The organism is Pseudomonas sp. R2-37-08W, assembly GCF_003851705.1.
Taxonomy (GTDB): Bacteria; Pseudomonadota; Gammaproteobacteria; order Pseudomonadales; family Pseudomonadaceae; genus Aquipseudomonas.
Genome location: NZ_CP027728.1, coordinates 4,547,019 through 4,570,857, shown reverse-complemented (window position 1 = coordinate 4,570,857; position 23,839 = coordinate 4,547,019). Strand labels below are relative to the sequence as shown.

The window sequence follows — 23,839 nt, the reverse complement described above, 5'->3', positions numbered from 1 at the left end:
CAAGCGCTGGGGAAGGCTACTATGCTCTTTCGTTGTAGTCATTGTTCGTTTGCACTACTTATCGACGATCGGCTTGTTTTTGCTGCGGTGGAAAGGTGAACGCCCTTGAAGATTTTGGGCGATAGGTCGATACACTGCACAAGACAGGAGAACCCCCATGCGAATTTTGCTCGTTGCTGCCCTGGCCGTCAGTGTTGTCGGCTGCACCCGCTGGTCGATGGACCACCATTTGAACAACGCTTACCGCGCCTATGGGGTGGGTGACTGCGCACGGGTCACCCTGGAATTGTCCCAGGTAGACCGTGAAAGCCGCACCCGCCGCTATGTGCAGCCCGAGGTTTCGATGTTGCGCGGGCAGTGCCTGGAGCGCCAGAAACTGTTCGTCGATGCTGCGCAAACCTACCAATTCATCATCAGCCAATACCCATCAAGCGAGTACGCTTACCGAGCCCAAGCCCGGCTCGATACCCTGCGCCAGCTGGGGCATTTCTCTGGCATGACCGCGGCGCAACCACGGCCGGCGTCTTTATGAGGGTATTCGTCGCTTCATAACTGGCCTCTTTCCAGTCTTGGGTTATTCTTTGAATAGATGTTTGTACAACTTTCTGTTCAAGAGAATGTAATGCCCGGATTCGGCAGCTGTCTCGTGGCAACGATTTCTTGTCACACCGATATCCAGGGAGAGCTTGCGATGGGCTTGTTCCGAATCACTGGCTTTATTGGATGGCGACCTCACCATGTTTATCGAACGACGGATCGAACGGCATCAGCTACCTTATTTCCTGCAGGTGTTCAATCGGCTTACGGACAAGCCAATCGGCTATCTGGGCGACGTTTCTGAAGAAGGGCTGATGCTGATCAGCCAGCTGCCGATGATGATCGGCGCAGATTTTGAGCTGCGCCTGAAGATTCCAGGGCCGGACGGCGAGTTCCAGGCTGTTGACCTTACCGCGACCTGTTTGTGGAGCCGGGAAGATGTCAACCCGCAGCACTACGACTCGGGGTTCCGCGTGCGTCAGGCGTGCGAAGAATACGCACAGCTGATCAGCGCCTTGTTGCATTACTTCAAGTTCGATCCTTTACAGGCCCCCGTTTGACTATCATGTGCAGTCGGCCATGGGGACCTGTGTCTACCGTGGCCGTGCGCTTGCCGTCAGAACACCCCGGCTTTTTTCCAGTGCAGGTAACGTGTCACCAACGCGGCGCCCAACTCCGATGGCAGGCTATCCAACACCGACAACCCATGAGCGCCCAGGCGATCATGCAGCTGGTTGCGCATGTTGAGGTAGTCAACCGCGCCGCTGTAAGCCAGTGCTTCGGGTAGGGTTTGTACCGGGGCCTGGCGCAGTTGGTCGAGTACTTCCTCTCGCAGACTGGCGACCAGTACCCGATGGTGTCGACCGATCCGCTTGATGGCACTCATCAGTGCTTCATCGTCTTCATCGCGCAGGTTGGTCACCACGATCACCAAGGCGCGGCGTTTTTGCCGAGCCAGCAATTGGCTGGCGGCGGCCTCATAGTCAGCGGTCTGGCGTGTGCTTTCCAAGTCATAGACTGTATTGAGCAAGACGTTCAATTGGCCGCTGCCCTTGACCGGCGCCAGGTAACGCGGCTGGTCGCTGGCAAAGGTACAGAGCCCGACTGCATCGCCTTGGCGCAAGGCGACATAACTCAGCAACAGGCAGGCGTCCAGCGCGTGGTCGAAGTGGGACAACTCGTCGTCCTGGCTGCGCATGCGTCGGCCGCAATCGAGCATGAATACAATCTGCTGGTCGCGCTCATCCTCATACTCGCGGGCAATGGGCGTGCGCTGGCGTGCCGTGGCTTTCCAGTCGATCTGACGCAGGCTGTCACCGTCGCGAAATTCGCGTAATTGATGAAACTCCAGGCCTGGTCCGCGCCGCTGGTGCTGACGTACACCCAGTTGGCTCAGCCAGTTATCCACACCCTGCAACCGGGCACCGGATAAACGCGCGAAATCCGGGTACACGCGAGTGGCATCCGAGGCTTCGATCCAGCGCCGCGCCGACCACAGCCCCAGGGGGCTGGGCAAGTGGATTTCGCAGCGGCTGAAACTGAAATGCCCACGTCGCAGGGGGCGCACGCGATAGCCCAACTCGCCGCGCTCACCGGGGCGCAGTGAGATGGATTGCGGCAGGTTATCCGCTACCAGTCCTTCGGGCACGTGATCGAATACCAGCACGGTCAGCGGCTGTGGATAATCGTGTTCCAGTGACAGGCGCACTTCTCCCCAGCGCCCCAGCGCCAGGCTACCGGGCAACATCCGCTGTACTCGTGCCGAAGGGCGGCGGCGCAAGCGCATTGCATCCAGCATCGCCAGCAACAGCAGGGCCAACAGCAGGCCCCAGGCGATTGCGTGCAAGGTATCGGGCACCTTGAACTGCAACGCCGCCGACGCGCCCAGCAGAATATTGAGGGTCAGCAGAACACCCAGCCAGGTCAGGAGCAGACGGGTCGGTTTCATGCCGGCGCTACTGCCTGGGGGCCGCGATCTGGTCGAGCAACTGCTTGATCACCTGGTCCACCTCCAAACCATCGATATCCAGCTCCGGCGAAAGACGCACTCGGTGACGCAGTACCGCCAGGGCGCAACCCTTGACGTCATCCGGGATCACGAATTCGCCGCCGCGCAACAGCGCCCGCGCACGGGCGCCGCGAACCAGGGCGATAGACGCTCGTGGACCGGCACCGATGGTCAGGCCTGGCCAACTGCGCGTCGCCCGCGCCAGGCGCACGGCATAGTCGAGGACCTGTTCATCCAGGGGCATGCCGCTGGCAATCTGCTGCATCTGCACCACGTCTTCGGCTTGCAGCACGGTGCGCAAAGGCTGCACATCGAGCATGTCGGCCCTGGACGAGCGGGTCACTTCGCGCACCATATCCACTTCCTGGTGCGCCTCGGGATAGTCCATGCGCACCTTGAGCATGAAGCGGTCCAGCTCGGCTTCGGGCAATGGGTAGGTGCCTTCCTGCTCGATGGGGTTCTGGGTGGCCAACACCATGAACGGCTCGCCGATTGGCAATGCCTCACCCTCCAGCGTGACCTGGCGCTCCTGCATGGCTTCGAGCAGTGCCGCCTGGGTTTTGGCCGGGGCGCGGTTGATTTCGTCGGCGAGCAGCAGGTGAGTGAATAACGGCCCCTTGCGCAGCTTGAACTGTTCGGTCTGCAGGTCGTACACCGCGTGGCCGGTGACATCGCTGGGCATCAGGTCCGGGGTGAACTGGATGCGTGCGAAATTACCGCCAAAACAACGGGCCAGCGCACGCACCAGCAACGTTTTGCCGAGGCCGGGTACGCCCTCGAGCAACACATGACCACCGGCAATCAATGCGGTGAGTACGTCATCGATCACCGCGTCCTGGCCAATGACTGCCTTGCGCAATTCAACGCGCAGGGCCTGGGCCTGTTGGCTGGCGTATTGAACGTTTTTTTCGGCGTTCAGGGCTGTGGCCATTGGAGAGTCGCTCATAGGGCATTCCTGAGGGTTTGCAGGCACGCCACCTGTCGGCTGAAGTCGGCGCTGGACAGCCGTTTCAGCGCAGGTGCGCCGAGTGCCTGGCTGATGATAGGGGAAGGTTGTCGCGTCAGAAGTGCCAGCACCTGGCATTGTTCTGCCGTGTCGAGGTGTTCAAAGCCGGGGTGGTGGCGTCGGGCGGTGCGCAGGAGGTCGTGCTGCAAGGCCTGCAGCAATGCGCCCTGGCCGTTGCGGCGTAACAGGAAGTCGGCGCTGGCGCGCAAATGCTCCTGCAGCTGCCGACGCGCCTTGGACGCGGGTGCCCGGATCGGGCCCTGGCGCATGCCGGCGTGCCAGAGTGCCAGGGCAATCAGTGCAACAAGCGCGACAAGGGCCTGGGGGAAGTAACGGATCAGCAGGGTAAACAGGTTGTCCACGTCGCTGTTGAACAGCAGCGTGACGTCGGTACCCTGGTTCAGGTACCACAGCAGCCAGGCGTTGTCGTGTTTGCCGATGCTCGGGGTTCTCCACAGGTCGCTGTCGGTGATCACCGTGACGCGGCCCCGCCCCAGGTCCAGTTGCATCAGGTGGCTGGACTTGGCGCTGTTGGCTGAAAACTGCGCCAGGTGCCGGGGGTCGATAAGGTTGAAGTCGGTGTCGAAACTGAAATACGCAGGCTTGGTTTCATTGTCGACATACAGTTTTGTGAGGTCTGGCGCGCTCTTTTTGCGCGGTGGCGCCGGCTCGTCGAAGTCATCACTCAAGGCCTGGCGAAGCTCGAGACGATCAAGCAGCAGGTCGCCGCTTTTGCCGGTTTCTTCATCCCATAACGCCTCGGCCACCAGTAGCAGGTGGCCCCCGGCTTTAGCCCAGGCCAGCAACTGTTCGACCTGGCGTGGGGTCATGTTGCCGCGTTCTCCCAGCAACAGCAGGCTATGGCCTGGGGCAGGCAGGTCGGCAAGCCGCTCAAGGCCGTTGGCATGCGCTACCGTCAAACCTTGCTGGCCCAGGAAATGCTCGGCGGCGAGGTAAGGATTAGCCAGCGCCTCCGGCGCCGGGCCGTGATCCACAACCTCCTCATAGGGAATTGCCTTGTCCCAGGCATACAGACCACCCACTCCCAACAGGCAAGCCAGCAGCAGGGCCATCCACAGTAAGGGTCGCTTCATTGGCTGGCCCCGCCACTGAAGAGTGCGCGCCAGTCGCTGCAGAGCTTTTGCTGGGCGGCGCCGGGAGGCAGCCGATGGCCATAGGCGAGGTTTTGCCAGTGCCGGGTCAACTCGTGACTGAATGCCAGCAACTGCGGTTGCTGCAACTGATGGACGCGCTCCAGTACCTGGCCCTCGGTGTCGGCACTTTTGAGCGGCAGGTTGAATTCATGCAGCAGCCGGCTGAGCAGGCCGCGGTACAGCAGGCCAAGGGCTTCCCGCGGTTGGGTGGGCCACAGCCGTTCGGCGGTGCTGGCGATGTCGTCGGGCAACGTCTCGACCCCCAGCTCCAACCCGAACAACTGGGCAGGCGCAGGTCTTGCGGCGTTGGGGCGAGGTTGCCGCCTGCGGCTGACAAACGTGCGCAGCCATTCACGGTAGCGCCACACCACCCAGGCCAGCCCGCCGATCAGCAAGCCCCATAGCAGTATCTCCAGGCCTTGGGCCACGTGCTTGAAGGTGTTGCTGTTGAGGTTGTCGAGCAAGTGCTGGAGCCAGCCAGGTAGCTTACCGTCGCCGCCCTGGGCTTTGGGGGCAGTGGCGGGTTTTTCTTCGCCAAAACGATAACGTGTGACGGTTTGCGGATTCTTGAACGGCGGTTTTTCCAGTAATGCCTTGATCGATTGGCTGGCCGCCTGGGTGCTGAGCGGCTTTGGATCAGTCGGTTCATCCGCCATCGCCGTTGGGCTCAGTTGCGCCAGCGTCAGCCCGACGACCAGCAGCAACAGCGGTGCGACACTGCTCAGGCGTTGGCGCAATCGGCGAAACACCAGCTCCAGGTCCCAAGCCTCCAGGACGGTGCGACGGTTGAGATAGAGGCTGAAACCGCAGGCGACGTAGATGGGTTCCCAGAACACCAGGATCAGCGCATAGAAGGCATTACTCAGGTGTTCCAGCCATAGCCCCTGCGGGCCTGTCGCCAATGCCAGCCGCTGCCAGTCCCAATCCAGTTCGACCTGTTCCGGGATGAATAGATAGAACAGCGCCATGCAACCGAACCACAGGCCGATTTCCAGGTGCACCCCGATGATCGTCAGCCAGCGCGCGCCACCCGCGTTGCGCTGTTGCAGTACGCCCAGGCGCTGTTGACGCGCTTGACCCTCCAGGCCTTCAAGCTGGCTCACGGGCATCACGAAGCTGCGGCTCAGGCTCAGCCGGCGCCAGGTGAGGCTGGCGAGCAGTTGCCCCTTGAGCAGGCGCGGCCACTGGCGAACAGCTTGTTTCAGGCTTGGCGTTTCACCAAACAGCGCCTTGGAAAGAATGTACAGCGGCAAGCGCTCGAAGGCCGGCTTCAGCCACCAGAACAAGAAGATGGCGTAGGACGGGTACTGCCACAGCAGCGCACTGAGCAGCACGAACACCGGCAGGCTGACCAGCGCCCAGCTGCTCATCAGCAATACACGATGTTCCCGGGCCATCAGTACGCCGAGGTCCATGGCTTCCCAGGCAGTGCGGGGGCGGATGACCACGCTGGAGTCAGTCAGGCGCATGGCGAGTCCTGCCGGCGAAGATCAGGTAGGCGGCCACGAACAGCCAAAGTGCGCTGCCCACGAGGTATTTGATCCAGGGCGCAATGCTCGTGGTGGATGACCAGTAGGCTTCGATGAACGCGGCAATCAGCAGGAACAGCATGACCCCGCATAGCATCTGCACACTTTTGCGGGCCGCCAGGCGCAGGGATTCGCTACGTGCCAGGGGCCCGGGCGCGATCAGCGACCAACCCAGTTGCAGGCCTGCTGCACCGGCCAGTGCGATGGCGCTGAGTTCGAAGGCGCCATGACCGATCACGAACGACCAGAACGTCTGGCCGTAGCCGATTTCACTGAGATGCCCGGAAACCGCGCCGATGATCAAACCGTTGAGTACCAGGAAGAACACGCTGCCCAGGCCGAACAGCAAGCCGGCGGCAAAGGTCTGGAAGGCGATGCCGATGTTGTGCATCACGTAATAGCCAAACATCATCCAGTCTTCACTAGAAGCCCGTTCGGCCGCGCGCCCCAGGCGGCTGGCGGCGGGGTCGTACATGCTTTGCATCTCGGCCACTTGTTGCGGGCTGACGATGCTGTAGATCAGTTCGGGGAACAGGTACACCAATAACGCTATGCCCAGCAGGCTGCCGAAGAACAGCAGACTGGAAATCAGTACGAAGCGCCATTGTTCGCGTACCAGGCGCGGAAAACCGGCGAGGATGAACGCCAGTACGCTGGCTGTCGTTTGACTGCGATGGCGATACAGTTGTTGGTGACCGCGCAGCGCCAGTTGTTGCAGGTGGTCCACCAGGTAACTGCTGTAGCCGCGTGCCTGGGCCAGGGCCAGGTGCTGGCACAGGCGTCGGTATTGATAAGGGAAGTCGGTTGCCTCGCAGGCTTTGCCTTGCTCTACCTGTTTGAGCAGTTCGGCGAAGGTTTGCCATTGCTGCTGGTGGCGGCTTTCAAAAAGGCTCTGCTTCATGTCGGCCCCAACAAACCGTGGGCCACACCGTTGAGTTGCTCCACGGCGCGAGCCGGAGACACCTGCAAGGGCGCGGCGAGGATGGCAGCCAGTTCATGGACCCGCTCGGCAGACAATTCAGCCTGGCGTTCGGCGAAACCGAGTATGGCCCGCTGTTCGCTCAGCTCCAGTGCGAAGGGCAGGCGCAGGGCGGCTGCCTGAGGGATGCGCGGGCGGGCCGACGCCTGATCGCGGTAGACCACCAGCGTACCCGCTGCCAGGTCGCCGAGCCGCTTGAAGTGTGGATGTTGCAGGCAACTGATGGCGCCGAAGAAGTAGCCGAAGGGCAGCATGTCGACAAAACGCAGCAGGTTGCGGATCAGCGACGCCGACCAGCCAATGGGGGTGCCGTCGTCCTGTACCACCCGCAGGCCCATGACCTGCTTGCCGGGAGAGCAGCCCTGGTTGAACACTTCGAACAGCACCATGTACCACCAGCTGACCAGGAACAACAGCAGCGAGCCCAAGCCGAGCCCGAGGTTGCCAAGCAGCGCCAGGGGCACCAGCAGGACGCCCATGATCACGCCGCGCACGAGCAGGTCGAAGGCAAAGGCCACGGCCCTTGGCAGCAGGCCGGCAGGGCGCAAGGGCAGGTCGATACCCTCGGGGGTCTCGATCTGGTAGCAGGTATCCAGAGGAGCTGTTGGCATTGCGATCCTTGGCAGTGCGAAGCGACTGAGAGAGACGGATGCTAGCAGTGTCGAGGCTGGAAGCAACCCTTCAAGCTTTTGCTGGATGTTTGTCCAGTAAGGTATCGCTGGCCCCTGACACCTCGCAGCGCCTAGACTTTGCCGGTCTTCAGCACAGGAACAGCCCGTGACCTCCATTTTCTGGTACGACTACGAAACCACCGGGATCAACCCACGCAGCGATCGCCCGCTGCAGGTGGCCGGCATTCGTACCGACCTCGAGCTCAACGAGGTCGGTCCGCCGATCAATCTTTATTGCCAGCCTGCCGACGATATTCTGCCCCACCCGGCGGCGTGTGCGATCACCGGTATCACGCCGCAGGTCCTGGCGCAGAAGGGCCTTGCCGAAGCGGATTTCATGACGCGGGTGCATGCCGAACTGTCTGCCCCTGGTACGTGCGGCGCGGGTTATAACACCCTGCGATTTGACGATGAAATGACGCGCTATAGCCTGTATCGCAACTTTTTCGACCCTTATGCGCGCGAATGGCAAGGCGGCAACAGCCGCTGGGATCTGATCGATGTGATGTGTACCGCCTATGCCCTGCGCCCGGAAGGGATTGTGTGGCCCGAGCAGGACGGGCGCGTGACGCTCAAGCTCGAGCGCTTGACCCAAGCCAATGGCATCGACCACGGCCAAGCCCACGATGCATTGTCTGATGTGCGTGCAACTATTGCCCTGGCGCGATTGGTGCGGGAGAAACAACCCAGACTGTATGAATGGCTGTTCCAGCTGCGCAGCAAGCAACGGGTGATGGACGAGGTGCGATTGCTGCAGCCGCTGGTGCACATTTCCGGACGCTTCAGCGCCGAGCGCCATTACCTCGGTGTAGTGTTGCCTCTGGCTTGGCACCCGCGCAATCGCAATGCATTGATTGTCTGTGACTTGGGGCTCGACCCGCAGGGCCTGCTCGAACTGGATGCCGACACGTTGCGCAAGCGCCTCTATACGCGGCGTGACGAACTGGCGGAAGGTGAGCTGCCGGTGCCCCTGAAGTTGCTGCACATCAACCGCTGCCCGGTCGTCGCGCCCTTGAAGGTGCTGCGCGCGCAAGATCGCGAGCGGTTGCAACTGGATATGGACGTTTATCAGGCGCGGGCGCTGCGACTAACTGACGCACAGGAAGTTTGGCGTGACAAGTTGGCGAGCGTTTACGCCGAGGAGGAATTTGCGCCGAATGCCGATCCGGAGCAGCAGCTCTACGAGGGTTTTATCGGCGACCGTGACCGACGCTTATGTGAACAAGTTCGCCTGGCAGAGCCGCTGCAACTAGGGCGTCAGCAATGGCCTTTCGATGATCATCGGTTGCCGGAATTATTATTTCGCTACCGCGCGCGTAACTTTCCTGAAACCTTGAACAATGAGGAACAACAGCGCTGGAGACTTTTCTGTCAGCAACGTTTGTCAGACCCGGTGTGGGGCGCACCCAATACCCTGTCGGCATTTAAGGCGGCGCGCCAGGAGTTGCAAAACAATGCGACAGCGTTTCAGTGCCAGGTACTGGGTGAATGGCAAGACTATGCCGACTCTTTAGCGGCTCGCCTGAGTCTGTAGCTGCATAACTGCAAAACATCCAGACAATAAAAAACGCCAGCAAGCTGGCGTTTTTAATGTATCGCGTATCGGGTGTGACTCCGACCAGGCTTAGCCCAGCAGGGTCGCCCAACCTTCAACCACGTCACCGCCCCACTTGGCTTTCCACTCTTTCAGAGTCTTGTGGTTGCCACCTTTGGTTTCAATCACTTCACCGTTGTGCGGGTTTTTGTATTGCTTGACCTTGCGAGCACGTTTGGTGCCGGTAGTTTTCACAGCGCCGCGAGGTGCTTTAACTTTCGATTCCGGATCCAGCAGTGCGATGATGTCACGCAGGGATTTGGAGTATTCGCCCATCAGGGTGCGCAGTTTGCCTTCGAATTCCAGCTCGGTTTTCAGCTTGTCGTCTTGCGACAGGTTCTTCAAACGGGCTTGCAGCTCTTTGATAGCTTCTTCGGTGGCGCGGTATTCGTTGATCAGGGACATGTGGACTACCTTATGTAGAACGCTGATTGACAGGGTGAGTGGCCCAATAATAGTCAGGCAATTTCACCAAGTAAACATTTAAGCAGCTATTTATGTGAATTCATTGAATGTTTGTGGCAATGCGCTGCAGTCGAGTTAATTATCAGCTGAGTGGCTGAGAATAATCAGCTTAATGCGGCTAAGTGCTGAGCTTAGCCGTGCACGTACATATAGCGGTGGTAAAACCTTACGCTATTAAGGGCTGTTGCCACGGACAGGGCTCAGAATAAGCCGCAAGGAGTACTGCAGTTTTTCTGCGCAATCGCTAGAATGGCGGCCTTTGCGAAGTTCTGGAGTTTCCCCCTAATGCGCACTTTTCGGCTGGTGATTGCTTGCCCGGACCGGGTAGGCATCGTTGCCAAGGTCAGTAACTTTCTGGCTTCTCATAACGGTTGGATCACCGAGGCGAGCCATCACTCGGATGATCTCAGCGGTTGGTTCTTCATGCGTCACGAAATTCGTGCCGATACACTGCCTTTTGGTCTGGAAGCCTTTCGTGAGGCATTTGCGCCGATCGCCGAAGAGTTTTCGATGACCTGGCACATCACCGACACGGAGCAGAAAAAACGTGTCGTCCTGATGGCCAGCCGTGAATCCCACTGCCTGGCGGACCTTCTGCACCGCTGGCACAGCGATGAGCTCGATTGCGAGATCGCCTGTGTGATCTCCAACCATGATGACCTGCGCAGCATGGTCGAATGGCACGGCATCCCGTATTACCACGTGCCGGTCAACCCGCAGGACAAGGAGCCCGCGTTCGCCGAGGTGTCGCGCCTGGTCAAGCAGCACAACGCCGATGTGGTGGTGCTGGCGCGCTACATGCAGATCCTGCCGCCGGAACTGTGCCGCGAATACGCCGGCAAGGTGATCAACATTCACCACAGTTTCCTGCCTTCGTTCGTGGGGGCCAAGCCTTATCACCAGGCCTCCCTGCGCGGCGTGAAGTTGATCGGCGCGACCTGCCACTACGTTACCGAGGAACTGGACGCCGGTCCGATCATCGAGCAGGACGTGGTACGTGTCAGCCACAGCGACAGCATCGAAGACATGGTGCGTTTCGGGCGTGACGTCGAGAAGATGGTGCTGGCGCGCGGCTTGCGTTATCACCTGGAAGATCGCGTGTTGGTGCACGGCAACAAGACCGTGGTGTTCTGATCGACGCGTGTTGATTGAATAAGCGGGGGCCCGGGAGTAAAACTCTTCGGGCCCTTTTTTATTTCAGGACGCGACCATGACCGACCCACTCGATAAGGCGACTTCCAGGCCACCGGCTACCCTGGGCGAGGGGTGTCTGAGTCGCTACGACCCGGACGCGCTGGGTGCCGATGATGGTACTGACTTTCCTGGCGCTGCCCAGTTGTGGGAGCAGTTACAGGCGCCTGAAAAGCCGCCCGAGGCCCCTGAAAAAGACGTTTGAGCAGCGGTTTGCCCACCATCAGCAAAAACACTGGCGCACCGGTCAGCAGATAGAAGTAGTAGGTCACCGCCCGCCAGATCAGAATCGCCGCCGCCGCCGTGGATTTGCCCACCATGGGCGCCAGCAATGCCGCCGACGTCAACTCCGCCGCCCCGGCCCCGCCTGGCAACAGGCTGAATTGCCCTGCGGTCAACGACAGCATCTGGATCAGGAAACTCCAGGCCCACTGCACATCACCCCCCAGGCCGCGCAGCGCCAGGTACAACACGCTATAGCGCAATAGCCAATGCAGGCTGGTCAGCGCAAACACCCCGAGCAGCGTGTGCCAGGGCAATTTCAGGGTTTGGGTGAATGCCGCCAGGAAGCGCAGCAACCGGCGAGCCCAGCGCCGACGGGTGCTGGCACGCACGTGCAAGGCCTTGAGTGCCAACCCGGCCAGGCGAATCAGCCGACGATGAAAGCGCACCACCAGCAGGCCAACGACGACGCCACCCACCATCGACACGGCACTGAGCCCCAGCAGCCATTCCAGGCGCGGGCTGAGGCTGTGGAACAGCGCATACAGCACGATGCCCACCAGTGCGCAGAGAAAAAACAGCAAGTCGCTCAGTTGGTCCATGGCGAACACCGCGCTACCGTGGGCGGGTCGTATGCCATTGCGTGCCAGCAGGCCCATCAACGTCAGTGGCCCGCCGCTGCCCCCAGGCGTCGCACACATCGCGAACTCGGTCGATATCACCACGCCCAGGCTTTTACGCCATCCCAACCGGCCGCGCTGTTCGCCAAGCAACAAGCGCAGGCGCAGGCTGTTGATCAACCAGCAGCCGATGATCATGGCAAACATCGCCAGTAACTGGGGCAGGGGGAACTGCCGCAGGCGCGCAACGGTTTCGCCGCCCCCGAGCCACACGGGAATCACCAGCGCGACTATCAGCGCCAGCACCAGCCAGATCAGTCGGCGCATGGCAGCGTCGACAGCCAGGCGGCCTTGGTCCGTGGCGTGCGTCCGTCGTCGAGCAGGCGCTGCAGGGTTTGCAGCCAATAATGACGGGAAAACCCGTGGCGCATGTCCACTGGGTGCAAGCCGAGCCGAATCACCGGGGCCGCCTGCCAGCGCTGTTCGCGGCGGTCGCTGAGCACTTTGGACAGGCCCCGGCGCCACGCACTGCGCGCGCTCCACACCAGGCCCGGGGCATGGATGCGTGTGAAGTCAGGCAGTCGATACAGATGCTGCGGGTCGCTGGTATAGCCCAGTGGTAATTGGCGCAGCGCACGTCGGGTGCCTTCGCTCATCAACCAGGCGGGTGCGACAAACCCTTGCAGCGGCCACTCATTGCGCTGGAATACCTCAATGCCGTCAGTCAGGCGCTGCAACGCCTCGGCCTCGGACAACTGGTAGAACTCGCCCTCATGGGTATAGATGCGTCGCATGAACCATTCTTTTGGCGTGCGCGGCGGGGGTTGTTCGTCGCAGTGGTAGTAACCGTGCAAGGTCAGTTCATCGCCTCTGGCTACGCGGCTATCAAGCAGGCGCCGGAAGTCACCGTGGGCGTCCAGGGCGTTATGGTGATGGAAGTCCGGGACGACCAGCCAGGTGATAGGGACATTGCCGATGGCATCGACGGCCTCGACAAAAGGCCGGTAATCGGCCCAGGTGTTCGGCGCCACATCATGCAGCACCAGCATGACCGAACGTTCAGCCATGGGCGAGCATCGGTTTGTGCGTGCCCAGCACGGCGTGGTAATGCCCCAGCAGGCTGTCCACTACTGCATCCCACGCATACTGCTGTTCGACATGGCGCCGAGCCTGTTCCCCGAGGCGGCGACTGTCGGCGCCGAACAGTTCGCGTACCGCATCGGCCATCGCCTTGGGGTTGTTGGGCGCGCAGAGCAGGCCACAGCGCTCGTCGACGATCTCAGTGAAGGCGCCCGCCGCAACGGCGACCACCGGGATACCACAGGCCATGGCTTCCAGAATCACCAGGCCGAAGGTTTCCTGGTCGCCAGCGTGCAACAACGCGTCGGCGCTGGCCATCAAGCGGGCAACATGATTGGCCGGTACGAAGCCATCGACTACGGTGACGTTGTCCGGCACGCTGGCCGGCATGCCGGAGCCCACCAGCAACAAGTGGTAACCCTCACCCAGGCGTTTCATGCAATTGAGCAGCACCGGCAGGTTTTTCTCCTTGGAACCACGCCCGGCGAAAATCAGCAGCCGGGTGTCTTCAGCAATCCCCAGTTCGGCGCGCAGGCCGGGGTCGCGTACGGCGGGGGTGAAGGTTTGCAGGTCGACGCCCAGGGGTTGTACGAAGACGTTTTTCACCCCAAGCCCAGTGAGTTTGTCGGCCATCACCTGGCTGGGGGCCAGTACTCGGTCAAAATTCCCATAGAGTTTGCTGACATAGGCTTCGACGTTGGGGGTAAACCAGGCGCCCATGCGGTTACGCACCAGCAGCGGTAGGTCGGAGTGGTAAAAACCGATGACTGGCACATCCAGCTGGCGCCGTGCGTCGAGGGCGGCCCAGGCGGTCAGGTACGGATCGCCGACTTCGATCAGATCCGGCTGTAAATCGTGCAGAACATTTCGCCAGGGAGCCAAGCGCAGGGGGAAGCGATAACCCTTGCCGAAGGGCAGCGGTGGCGCCGGCACCTCGAAAATCCCGTCCCGCTCGCTCAAATGGGCGCCAGGCACCAACAGGCTGTGGCGAATCCCGGGCTTGAGCGCCAGGCGCCGGTGCTTGGCGTCCAGATAAGTGCGTACGCCACCGCTGGCCGGGGCGTAGAACATGGTTATGTCAGCGATATGCACGATGAACATCCCTCCGATCCATTGCTCTCTTAACGTGGACCTGAGCTAAGGATAGATGTTCGATCGGGATTGGCTGTGGGAGAGCGCAGGCCCCCTCCCACATTCGCTTCAGATGCGGAAGCTGCCCACCATTTGCTTCAAGCGTGCGGCTTGCCGTTCGAGGTCCGAGCAGGCGCGCAGAGTCGATTGCAGGTTTTCCACGCCTTCCTGGTTGAGGGTGTTGATTTCGGTGATGTCCATATTGATCGACTCCACCACCGAGGTCTGCTCCTCGGTGGCGGTGGCCACGGACTGGTTCATGCCGTCGATCTCGCCAATGCGCTGAGTCACGCTGTTCAAGCGCTCGCCGGCCAGGTTAGCGATCTCCAGGCTGTCCTGGCTGTGGCGCTGGCTTTCACTCATGGTGCTCACCGAATCCCGGGCGCCGACTTGCAACTCCTCGATCATCTTCTGCACCTGTTGCGCCGATTCCTGGGTGCGATGCGCCAGGTTGCGCACTTCATCGGCCACCACCGCGAAGCCGCGGCCGGCCTCACCGGCACGCGCGGCTTCGATGGCAGCGTTGAGCGCGAGCAAGTTGGTTTGCTGGGAAATACTGGTGATCACTTCAAGAATCTGGCCGATATTCACCGTCTTGCTGTTCAGCGCCTCGATATTGGTGCTGGAGGCGCTGATCATGGTCGACAGCTGGGTCATTGCCTTGATATTGCGCTCTACCACCTGCTGGCCGTCTTCGGCCAAATGCCGTGCATCACTGGCCTGATTGGAGGCTTGCGCGGCGTTGCGGGCGATTTCCTGGGCAGCGGCGCCCAGTTGGTTGATGGCAGCGGCGACGCTGTTGGTGCGGTTGGCCTGTTCGTCTGAATTGACCATCGACGAGTTGGATGCGCTGACCACCCGCAGTGCCACTTCATTGACTTGCTCGGTAGCCGACGACACTTCGCGGATCGAGGTATGAATGCGCTCTACGAAACGGTTGAACGCAGTACCCAGGGTGCCGAACTCGTCGTTGTTCTGGATGGTCAGGCGTCGGGTCAGGTCGCCTTCGCCGTCGGCGATGTCCTGCATGGCCCGGGTCATCACGTGCAGCGGTTGCAGCAACACGCGGATCAACATGCCCAGCAAGGCGATGATGATCACCACGGCGATGATGGTAGCGATGACCGCCGAGGTGCGGAATTCACTGAGCATGGCGAACGACTTGGCTTTATCCACCGAAATACCCAGGTACCAGTTCACCGAAGGCAGGCCCTTGATCGGGGTGAAGGTGACGATATTGGTCTTGCCATTGGCCTGCACTTCGCTGAAGGCAGCGCTGATCTTCGGTGTGTCTTTTGGGTACACGTCCGCCAGGCTCTTCATCACCAGGGCCTTGTCCGGGTGCACCAGCACTTTGCCGTCGGCACTGACCAGAAATGCGTAACCCATGCCGCCGAAATCCAGCGCGCCAATGTTGTCCACCAGGGTTTGCAGGCTCAGGTCGCCGCCCACCACGCCGATGCTCTGGCCGGCCTTGGCACTCGGGGTGGCGATGGAAATAATCAGTTGCCCCGTTGCCGCGTCGATATAGGGTTCGGTCAAGGTCGAGCCGTTGCTCGTCTGGGCGCCTTTGTACCAGGGGCGAACGCGCGGGTCGAAACCGTCGGGCATCTTGGTGTCAGGGCGGATGGTGAAGGTGCCCTGGCTGTCGCCGACGTAGGTTGCCATGAACGACGATGTCAGCGCTTTCTGTTCCAGCAGGCTGGCAACCACCGATGGTCCGGGGTTGAGGGCAATATTCTGCGCGGCATTTTCTACCAGGGCGATGCGCCCGGTGAGCCAGGTCTGAATACTGCCGGCGGTGACGTCGCCCATTTCATGCAGGTAGTTATCGAGGTCGTCACGGATCGCGTTGCGTTGGAGGTAGTCATTATAGAGGGTAAATAACGCGAAGGCGGCGATGACGATAAGGGAGGCTGCAAGCAAAATTTTATGGCTGAAGCGCAGGTTTTTATTCATGGCTTGTAGGGTCCGCTAAGGTCTTGATATCCGAGGCGCGTCTTTAGGGGATGCGCAAAAATGGCAGCGTCAAAAAAAGGTGTGATACTTCTGGTGCTAGCGCCAGAGGGCTCTGTGGGAAATATCTGTCCTGTTTTTAGATTTTGTGGGTCTCACAGTGCCTGTATCGACCTGGCTGCATTAAAGATTAACCAAAGGTGACGAAATGCCTGACTCCACACAACTGCTTATCGGTGCCGGCGCAGACGGCCAGCCCATCGCCCAGCCCATGCGCCTGGCGAACCGGCATGGGTTGATCGCCGGCGCCACGGGCACCGGCAAGACCGTCACCTTGCAGCGCCTGGCGGAAGCCTTCAGTGATGCCGGCGTGGCGGTATTCGCCGCCGACATCAAGGGTGACCTGTGCGGCCTGGGCGCAGCGGCCAGTCCCCAGGGCAAAGTCGCCGAACGCATTGCCGGGATGCCCTTCCTTAATTACGCACCGAAGGCTTATCCGGTTACGTTGTGGGATATCCACGGGCAGTCCGGTCATCCATTGCGCACGACCATCAGCGAAATGGGCCCGTTGTTGCTCGGCAGCCTGCTGGAACTCACCGACAGCCAACAATCGGCGCTGTACGCGACCTTCAAGGTGGCCGACCGTGAAGGCCTGTTGCTGCTGGACCTTAAAGACCTCAAGGCACTGCTCAACCACCTGCGTTATCACCCTGAACTGCTGGGCGACGATGCGGCGTTGATGACCACCGGTTCCAGCCAGGCGTTGTTGCGGCGCCTGGCGGTGCTGGAGCAGCAGGGCGCCGAAGCCCTGTTTGGCGAGCCGGCCCTGCAGCTCGAGGACATTCTGCAGCCCGCCAGCGACGGGCGCGGCCGTATCCATCTGCTGGACGCCAGCCGCCTGGTGCATGACGCACCGAAGGTCTATGCCACGTTCCTGCTGTGGCTGTTGGCGGAACTGTTCGAGCAGTTGCCGGAGCGCGGTGATGCCGAAAAGCCGCTGCTGGCGCTGTTTTTCGACGAGGCGCATCTGTTGTTCGCCGATACGCCCAAGGCGTTGCAGGACCGTCTGGAGCAGGTGGTGCGGTTGATTCGCTCCAAAGGGGTGGGGGTGTACTTCGTCACTCAATCTCCGGGGGATTTGCCTGACACGGTGCTGGCGCAGCTGGGGCTGCGTATCCAGCATGGCCTGCGCGCATTCACCACCAAAGAGCAAAAATCCCTGCGGGCGGTGGCGGACGGTTTCCGGCCCAACCCAGAATTCGATGCCTTGGCGGTGCTGACCGAGTTGGGCACCGGTGAGGCGCTGGTGGGTACCCTGCAGGAAAAAGGCACGCCGGAGGTGGTCCAGCGCGTATTGGTTGCACCGCCGCAGTCGCGGATCGGGCCGCTCACCGAGGCCGAACGTGCGGCATTGGTCGCCAGTTCGCCGCTGCAGGGCCGTTATGACAAGCCGATTGACCGCGAATCAGCCTATGAAGTGCTGATGGCGCGCAAAGAATTGGGGCCGACCGAGGAGGCCAAGCCGGCGACCGAAGAACCCAGCTTCACCGACAAAGCCGGTGCATTCCTGGGCACCACGGCGGGCAAGGCGCTGAAATCCGCCATGCAGCAGGCCGCCAATCAGATGGGGCGGCAGTTGGTACGTGGCTTGTTGGGCTCGCTGCTGGGCGGCAGCAAGCGCAAGTAAGGCTCAGGGTTTGGGCCTGGCATGGGCGGCCAGCCGCTCCAGTGCCGCGCGCAAACCCGGATCGCTGATCCCTTCGGCGGTGGCCTGGAGGGTTTCGGCTGCCTGTTCCGACAGGTCCAGCGTATGCCCGGCCGGGCTTCGCAGCACGGCAGGCGGCTGCACTTTGAACTGGATGCGCGTCAGGCCGGCAAACTCATCGAACACCATCAATTGGCGCTGCAAGCGTTTTTGCTGATAACGCAAACGGGTGGCCCAATGCCCGTCAGTGACAATTAATAGCAAGTTGCCTTCACGCCAGGACGCCACATGACAATGTTCGCGTGCGGCCGGTTGCAGCTGGCTTTCGAGCAGGCGTTGCAAATGCGCCAGGCGTTGCGCGTGGCCAAAGATGGCTTTCAGCGGCTTGGCTTCGCGAAGCAACACGCCGGGAGCGCGGGCTGTAAGAGGGCGAAATGCCATGTCTAGACACCTTAAGTAACAGAGCCGTCATCTTAACAGAAAGCGCCGGTGAGCCCCGAGACCCTGCAAGGTCAGGGCTTTTCTCATGAAATCAATAAGTAACTTCTGCCTTTGATGGGTTGAAGTTCCGCCAAAAGCCCTTATTTTAAACAAGCCCTCTCACAGCGCCGTGCCCGCATCGGGGAACAACGCCACTTTCCTCACCCACGATTCCGGGTAGAATGCGCGTTCGCATGCGGCCGTGAGGGCTGCTCGGGCCACTCACGGTGCGCCCTCCATCCCTATGTGTGGAAGAACCTGCCGATATGTTTGCGCCTTTGTTAAAGAAACTTTTTGGAAGCAAGAATGAGCGCGAAGTCAAACGCATGCTCAAGACGGTGCAGCTGGTCAATGCCTTCGAAGAGCAGATGGTTGCCCTGTCGGATGAGCAATTGCGCGCCAAGACCGAAGAGTTCAAGGCCCGCATAGCCAAAGGTGAAACCCTCGACAAGCTGCTCCCCGAAGCCTTTGCGGTCGCCCGTGAAGCCGGTAAGCGCGTCATGGGCATGCGCCACTTCGACGTCCAGTTGATCGGCGGCATGACCTTGCACGAAGGCATGATTGCCGAAATGCGTACCGGTGAAGGCAAGACCCTGGTGGCAACCCTGGGTGTTTACCTCAACGCACTGTCCGGCAAGGGCGTGCACGTTGTGACGGTGAACGACTACCTGGCTCGCCGGGATGCCAACTGGATGCGCCCGCTGTATGAATTCCTCGGCCTGACCGTCGGCGTAGTGACGCCGTTCCAGCCGCCCGAAGAAAAGCGCGCCGCCTACGCTTGCGACATTACCTACGGTACCAACAACGAATTCGGTTTCGACTACCTGCGCGACAACATGGCGTTCAGCATGGATGAAAAATTCCAGCGCGAACTCAACTTTGCCGTGATCGACGAAGTCGACTCCATCCTCATCGACGAAGCCCGTACCCCGCTGATCATCTCCGGCCAGGCCGAGGACAGCTCGCGCCTGTACACCGAGATCAACAAGTTGATCCCGCGCCTTGAGCAGCACATCGAGGAAGTCGAAGGCGTGGTGACCAAAGAAGGTCACTTCACCATCGACGAGAAGACCCGCCAGGTCGAACTCAACGAGGCCGGCCACCAGTTCGTTGAAGAAATGCTGACCCAGATCGGTGAGCTGGCCGAAGGAGAAAGCCTGTACTCGGCTCACAACCTGGGCCTGCTGACCCACGTATATGCCGGCCTGCGCGCCCACAAGCTGTTCCACCGCAACGTCGAATACATTGTCCAGGACGGCCAGGTCGTCCTGGTCGACGAACACACCGGCCGTACCATGCCCGGTCGTCGCTTGTCCGAAGGCCTGCACCAGGCCATCGAAGCCAAGGAAATGCTCAACATCCAGGCCGAAAGCCAGACGTTGGCGTCCACCACGTTCCAGAACTACTTCCGTCTGTACAACAAACTGTCCGGCATGACCGGTACGGCCGACACCGAAGCGTTCGAATTCCATCAGATCTATGGCCTGTCGGTGGTGGTCATCCCGCCGAACAAGCCCCTGGCGCGTAAAGACTACAACGACCTGGTGTTCCTGACCGCCGAAGAGAAATACGCGGCGATCATCAATGACATCAAGGACGGCCTGGCCAAGGGCCGTCCGATCCTGGTGGGTACCGCGACCATCGAGACGTCCGAGCACGTGTCCAGCCTGCTCAACAAGGAAGGCATCGAGCACAAAGTGCTCAACGCCAAGTTCCACGAAAAAGAAGCCGAGATCATCGCCCAGGCCGGTCGCCCCGGCGCCCTGACCATCGCCACCAACATGGCCGGTCGTGGTACCGACATCCTGTTGGGCGGTAACTGGGAAGTGGAAGTGGCCTCGCTCGACAACCCGACCCCTGAGCAGATCGCCCAGATCAAGGCTGACTGGCAGAAACGCCACCAGGCCGTGCTGGAATCCGGCGGTTTGCAGGTGATCGCGTCCGAGCGTCACGAATCGCGCCGTATCGACAACCAGTTGCGCGGTCGTGCCGGTCGCCAGGGTGATGCCGGTTCCAGCCGTTTCTACCTGTCCCTGGAAGACAGCCTGATGCGTATCTTCGCCTCGGATCGGGTGAAGAACTTCATGAAGGCCCTGGGCATGCAGTCCGGCGAAGCGATCGAGCACCGCATGGTGACCAACGCTATCGAGAAGGCCCAGCGCAAGGTAGAAGGGCGTAACTTCGACATTCGTAAACAACTGCTCGAGTTCGATGACGTCAACAACGAACAGCGTAAAGTGATCTATCACATGCGTAACACGTTGCTGGCCGCCGACAACATTGGCGAGACCATCGCTGACTTCCGTCAGGACGTGCTCAACGCCACCGTCAGCGCGCATATCCCGCCACAGTCGCTGCCTGAGCAGTGGGATGTAGCCGGTCTGGAAGCCGCGTTGAAGAGCGATTTTGGCGTCGACTTGCCGGTTCAGCAGTGGCTGGACGAAGACGATCACCTGTACGAAGAAACCCTGCGCGAAAAACTGATGGCCGAATTGCTGGCCGCGTACAACGAGAAAGAAGAGCAGGCGAGTGCCGAAGCCCTGCGCACCTTCGAGAAGCAAATCGTGCTGCGCGTGCTGGACGACTTGTGGAAAGACCACCTGTCGACCATGGACCACCTGCGCCACGGTATCCATTTGCGTGGCTACGCCCAGAAGAACCCGAAGCAGGAGTACAAGCGCGAGTCGTTCACGTTGTTCTCCGAGCTGCTGGATTCGATCAAGCGCGATTCGATCCGCGTGCTGTCCCACGTTCAGGTGCGTCGCGAAGACCCGATCGAGGAAGAAGCACGCCTGCGCCAGGAAGCCGAGGCACTGGCTGCGCGCATGCAGTTCCAGCACGACGAAGCGCCGGGCCTGGATGCGCCTGAGGTGTTGGGCGAAGAGGTCGATGTGGCCTTGGCTCAAACCCCGGTGCGCAATGATCAGAAGCTGGGCCGCAACGAGCTGTGCTACTGCGGTTCGGGTAAGAAATTCAAACACTGCCACGGCCAGATCGAATAAGATTTTCGCCTGACGCTGCAACACCCCACGCCGCGACCGGCATCAGCCGTCGCGGCGTTTTGCCATTAATCTCCCGTCGACAGCGACGGCACACATCATCTCTTCAAGGAGCGCATACATGGCTGTTGGTCTTGGTCCTTTGCCCACATTGCACCCGGTCGCCGGTTTTGAACTCGGTATCGCTTCGGCCGGCATCAAGCGCCCGGGGCGCAAGGATGTGGTAGTGATGCGCTGCGCCGAAGGCTCGACCGTCGCCGGTGTATTCACCCTCAACGCCTTTTGCGCTGCGCCGGTGATCCTGGCCAAGCAACGTGTGGCCGGGTCGATTCGTTACCTGCTGACCAACACCGGCAATGCCAACGCCGGTACCGGCGAGCCTGGCCTGGTGGCTGCTGCGCGCACGTGCGCCAAGCTGGCCCAGTTGACCGGCGTGGACGCAAGCCAGGTGCTGCCGTATTCCACTGGCGTGATCGGTGAGCCGCTGCCGGTGGAAAAAATCGAAGGCGCCCTGCAAGCCGCGCTGGATGATTTGTCTGTGGATAACTGGGCGGCTGCAGCCACCGGCATCATGACTACCGACACCTTGCCCAAAGGCGCAAGCCGGCAGTTCGTGCACGATGGCGTGACGGTCACCGTGACCGGTATCAGCAAGGGCGCCGGCATGATCCGTCCGAATATGGCCACCATGCTCGGCTATATCGCCACCGACGCCAAAGTCTCCCGTGATGTATTGCAACGCCTGATGCTGGACGGCGCCAACAAATCGTTCAACCGCATCACCATCGACGGTGACACGTCCACCAACGACTGCTGCATGCTCATCGCCACCGGCCAGGCCAACCTGCCGGAAATCACCTCCACCGAAGGCCCGTTGTTCGCCGCATTGAAGCAGGCGGTTTTTGAGGTGTGCATGGACGTGGCCCAGGCCATCGTGCGTGACGGCGAGGGCGCTACCAAGTTCGTCACGGTACAAGTCAACGGCGGCGCCAACCACCAGGAGTGCCTGGACGTGGGTTACACCGTGGCGCACTCGCCGCTGATCAAGACCGCCTTGTTCGCTTCCGACCCGAACTGGGGCCGTATCCTCGCAGCCGTTGGTCGTGCCGGCGTGCCTGACCTGGATGTAAGCAAGATCGACGTCTTCCTCGGCGACGTGTGCATTGCCAGCCGTGGCGCCCGCGCCGACACCTACACCGAAGCTCAGGGCTCGGCGGTGATGCAGCAGGCAGAAATCACCATCCGCATCGAGTTGGGGCGCGGCGACTGCAGCGAAACCATCTGGACCACGGACCTGTCCCACGAATACGTGAAGATCAACGCGGAATATCGCACCTGAAGGTAGGAGCAAGCTTGCTCGCGAAAAACTCAATGCCACCGCGTTTATCCAGGATTTACGCGTTATCGTTGACGTTCTTCGCGAGCAAGCTCGCTCCTACAAGGGCAATAACGGGAGGAAGCAGTGGCGGTGAAACGAGTGCATGTAGCAGCAGCGGTGATCCGCGGTGTCGATGGCAGGATCCTGCTGGCACGCCGCGCCGATACCCAGCATCAAGGCGGCCTCTGGGAGTTTCCCGGCGGCAAGGTGGAGGCTGACGAGTCAGTCGCCACGGCCTTGTCCCGTGAGTTGAAGGAAGAGCTGGGCATCCAGGTCACCACGGCGCGGCCGTTGATTCAGGTGCAGCATGACTACCCGGACAAGCAGGTGTTGCTGGATGTCTGGGAAGTCTCGGCCTTTACCGGCGAGCCCCACGGGGTCGAAGGGCAGCCTCTGGAGTGGGTGGCCCCGCGGGACCTGATCAACTATGAGTTTCCAGCGGCTAACGCGCCCATTGTCGCGGCAGCGCGTCTGCCTGCCGACTACCTGATCACGCCCGGTGAGCTGGAAACCGGGCCCTTGTTGCGTGGCCTTCAAACAGCCATCGCCGGCGGCATCAAGCTGGTTCAACTGCGCGCGCCCAACGGTTACGACCCCAAATACCGCGACCTCGCCGTGGACGCCGTGGGGCTGTGTGCGGGCAAGGCGCAGTTGATGCTCAAGGGGCCGTTCGAATGGCTGGGGGATTTTCCAGCGGCCGGCTGGCACATGACCTCGGCGCAATTGCGTAAATACGCGAGCAAGGGCCGACCGCTGCCGAAGGACCGTTGGTTGGCGGCCTCGTGTCACAACGCTGAAGAACTGGCGCTGGCGCAGTTGATGGATGTGGACTTCGTCACGCTGTCGCCGGTTCAGCCGACCGAGACTCATCCCGAGGCTCAGCCGTTGGGTTGGGAACAGGCGGCCGAGCTGATCCGTGGGTTCAGCAAGCCGGTGTTTCTGTTGGGCGGGGTTGGGCCTGCGCAGCGGGAGCAGGCTTGGGCGGTGGGTGCTCAGGGTGTTGCAGGGATCAGGGCGTTCTGGCCGCAGGTTTGAGGTTGCTCTGGCGGGCCTCATCGGGGGCAAGCCCCCTCCCACACTAGACGGTATTCACAAATCAAAATGTGGGAGGGGGCTTGCCCCCGATGGGGCCCT

The 23,839-nt window shown here is 60.9% G+C and carries 20 protein-coding genes and 1 pseudogene; 8 read left to right on the top strand and 13 right to left on the bottom strand.

What is annotated here, in order from left to right; translation table 11 throughout:
• Positions 1 to 157 precede the first annotated feature (157 nt).
• Positions 158 to 532, top strand: coding sequence for a tol-pal system YbgF family protein (locus C4J93_RS21090; RefSeq protein ID WP_124430384.1), 375 nt, complete (start codon positions 158 to 160; stop codon positions 530 to 532).
• A 205-nt stretch (positions 533 to 737) separates the two neighbouring features.
• Complete coding sequence (locus C4J93_RS21085; RefSeq protein WP_124430383.1) at positions 738 to 1,097, top strand: PilZ domain-containing protein; 360 nt, start codon at positions 738 to 740, stop codon at positions 1,095 to 1,097.
• 56 nt (positions 1,098 to 1,153) lie between these two features.
• Here the strand turns inward: C4J93_RS21085 and C4J93_RS21080 are convergent, their stop codons facing one another.
• The 6 genes from C4J93_RS21080 to C4J93_RS21055 are packed head-to-tail and all read right to left on the bottom strand — an operon-like array spanning position 1,154 to position 7,824.
• On the bottom strand, positions 1,154 to 2,485 hold the full coding sequence (locus tag C4J93_RS21080; RefSeq protein ID WP_124430382.1) for a DUF58 domain-containing protein: 1,332 nt from the start codon (positions 2,483 to 2,485) through the stop codon (positions 1,154 to 1,156).
• Between the two features lie 7 nt (positions 2,486 to 2,492).
• Positions 2,493 to 3,491, bottom strand: coding sequence for a MoxR family ATPase (locus C4J93_RS21075; RefSeq protein WP_124430381.1), 999 nt, complete (start codon positions 3,489 to 3,491; stop codon positions 2,493 to 2,495).
• Complete coding sequence (locus C4J93_RS21070; RefSeq protein ID WP_124430380.1) at positions 3,488 to 4,645, bottom strand: DUF4350 domain-containing protein; 1,158 nt, start codon at positions 4,643 to 4,645, stop codon at positions 3,488 to 3,490. The genes C4J93_RS21075 and C4J93_RS21070 overlap by 4 nt, the downstream gene beginning before the upstream one ends.
• On the bottom strand, positions 4,642 to 6,174 hold the full coding sequence (locus C4J93_RS21065) for a DUF4129 domain-containing protein (protein WP_124430379.1): 1,533 nt from the start codon (positions 6,172 to 6,174) through the stop codon (positions 4,642 to 4,644). The genes C4J93_RS21070 and C4J93_RS21065 overlap by 4 nt, the downstream gene beginning before the upstream one ends.
• Complete coding sequence (locus C4J93_RS21060; protein ID WP_124430378.1) at positions 6,161 to 7,135, bottom strand: stage II sporulation protein M; 975 nt, start codon at positions 7,133 to 7,135, stop codon at positions 6,161 to 6,163. The genes C4J93_RS21065 and C4J93_RS21060 overlap by 14 nt, the downstream gene beginning before the upstream one ends.
• On the bottom strand, positions 7,132 to 7,824 hold the full coding sequence (locus tag C4J93_RS21055) for an RDD family protein (protein ID WP_124430377.1): 693 nt from the start codon (positions 7,822 to 7,824) through the stop codon (positions 7,132 to 7,134). The genes C4J93_RS21060 and C4J93_RS21055 overlap by 4 nt, the downstream gene beginning before the upstream one ends.
• A gap of 166 nt (positions 7,825 to 7,990) precedes the next feature.
• On the opposite strand from C4J93_RS21055, the gene sbcB reads away from it, so the two are divergent.
• Positions 7,991 to 9,418, top strand: coding sequence for an exodeoxyribonuclease I (gene sbcB, locus C4J93_RS21050; protein WP_124430376.1), 1,428 nt, complete (start codon positions 7,991 to 7,993; stop codon positions 9,416 to 9,418).
• Positions 9,419 to 9,508: 90 nt separating this feature from the next.
• Here sbcB and mvaT read toward each other — a convergent pair whose 3' ends face one another.
• Positions 9,509 to 9,883: a histone-like nucleoid-structuring protein MvaT gene (mvaT, locus tag C4J93_RS21045; protein ID WP_003175830.1), complete on the bottom strand. Its 375-nt coding sequence runs from the start codon at positions 9,881 to 9,883 to the stop codon at positions 9,509 to 9,511.
• A gap of 345 nt (positions 9,884 to 10,228) precedes the next feature.
• Between mvaT and purU the strand changes: the two genes are divergently transcribed.
• Entirely contained in the window at positions 10,229 to 11,077 is an 849-nt protein-coding gene (gene purU, locus C4J93_RS21040) for a formyltetrahydrofolate deformylase (RefSeq protein WP_124371709.1), read from the top strand.
• A 116-nt stretch (positions 11,078 to 11,193) separates the two neighbouring features.
• Here the strand turns inward: purU and C4J93_RS21035 are convergent, their stop codons facing one another.
• From C4J93_RS21035 to C4J93_RS27795, 5 genes and pseudogenes are all read right to left on the bottom strand, one after another.
• Positions 11,194 to 12,303 (bottom strand): lysylphosphatidylglycerol synthase transmembrane domain-containing protein, encoded by a 1,110-nt coding sequence (locus C4J93_RS21035; protein WP_124430375.1) that lies wholly within the window; start codon positions 12,301 to 12,303, stop codon positions 11,194 to 11,196.
• On the bottom strand, positions 12,291 to 13,043 hold the full coding sequence (locus tag C4J93_RS21030; protein ID WP_124430374.1) for a DUF2334 domain-containing protein: 753 nt from the start codon (positions 13,041 to 13,043) through the stop codon (positions 12,291 to 12,293). Before C4J93_RS21030 ends, C4J93_RS21035 begins: the two co-directional genes overlap by 13 nt.
• A complete protein-coding gene (locus C4J93_RS21025; protein WP_164484595.1) occupies positions 13,036 to 14,148 on the bottom strand; it encodes a glycosyltransferase family 1 protein in 1,113 nt (370 codons plus the stop codon). The genes C4J93_RS21030 and C4J93_RS21025 overlap by 8 nt, the downstream gene beginning before the upstream one ends.
• Before the next feature lie 108 nt (positions 14,149 to 14,256).
• A complete protein-coding gene (locus C4J93_RS27800; RefSeq protein WP_372237509.1) occupies positions 14,257 to 15,021 on the bottom strand; it encodes a methyl-accepting chemotaxis protein in 765 nt (254 codons plus the stop codon).
• A gap of 93 nt (positions 15,022 to 15,114) precedes the next feature.
• A pseudogene (locus C4J93_RS27795) lies at positions 15,115 to 16,146 on the bottom strand (cache domain-containing protein); the annotation flags it as partial.
• 205 nt (positions 16,147 to 16,351) lie between these two features.
• Between C4J93_RS27795 and C4J93_RS21015 the strand changes: the two are divergent.
• On the top strand, positions 16,352 to 17,830 hold the full coding sequence (locus tag C4J93_RS21015; RefSeq protein ID WP_124430372.1) for a helicase HerA-like domain-containing protein: 1,479 nt from the start codon (positions 16,352 to 16,354) through the stop codon (positions 17,828 to 17,830).
• Positions 17,831 to 17,833: 3 nt separating this feature from the next.
• Here the strand turns inward: C4J93_RS21015 and C4J93_RS21010 are convergent, their stop codons facing one another.
• Positions 17,834 to 18,289, bottom strand: a complete 456-nt coding sequence (locus C4J93_RS21010) for a DUF721 domain-containing protein (protein ID WP_124415481.1) — start codon at positions 18,287 to 18,289, stop codon at positions 17,834 to 17,836.
• A 305-nt stretch (positions 18,290 to 18,594) separates the two neighbouring features.
• On the opposite strand from C4J93_RS21010, the gene secA reads away from it, so the two are divergent.
• The 3 genes from secA to C4J93_RS20995 all read left to right on the top strand — a co-directional run bounded on the left by secA (position 18,595) and on the right by C4J93_RS20995 (position 23,740).
• Positions 18,595 to 21,330 carry a preprotein translocase subunit SecA gene (gene secA, locus C4J93_RS21005; RefSeq protein ID WP_124408039.1) on the top strand — a complete coding sequence of 912 codons (2,736 nt, stop codon included), beginning with the start codon at positions 18,595 to 18,597 and terminating at the stop codon, positions 21,328 to 21,330.
• 118 nt (positions 21,331 to 21,448) lie between these two features.
• Positions 21,449 to 22,666: a bifunctional glutamate N-acetyltransferase/amino-acid acetyltransferase ArgJ gene (argJ, locus tag C4J93_RS21000; protein ID WP_124430371.1), complete on the top strand. Its 1,218-nt coding sequence runs from the start codon at positions 21,449 to 21,451 to the stop codon at positions 22,664 to 22,666.
• A gap of 129 nt (positions 22,667 to 22,795) precedes the next feature.
• The gene (locus C4J93_RS20995; protein WP_124430913.1) at positions 22,796 to 23,740 is read left to right on the top strand and encodes a Nudix family hydrolase; all 945 of its coding nucleotides are present in this window, start codon (positions 22,796 to 22,798) and stop codon (positions 23,738 to 23,740) included.
• The last annotated feature ends 99 nt before the right edge of the window (positions 23,741 to 23,839 follow it).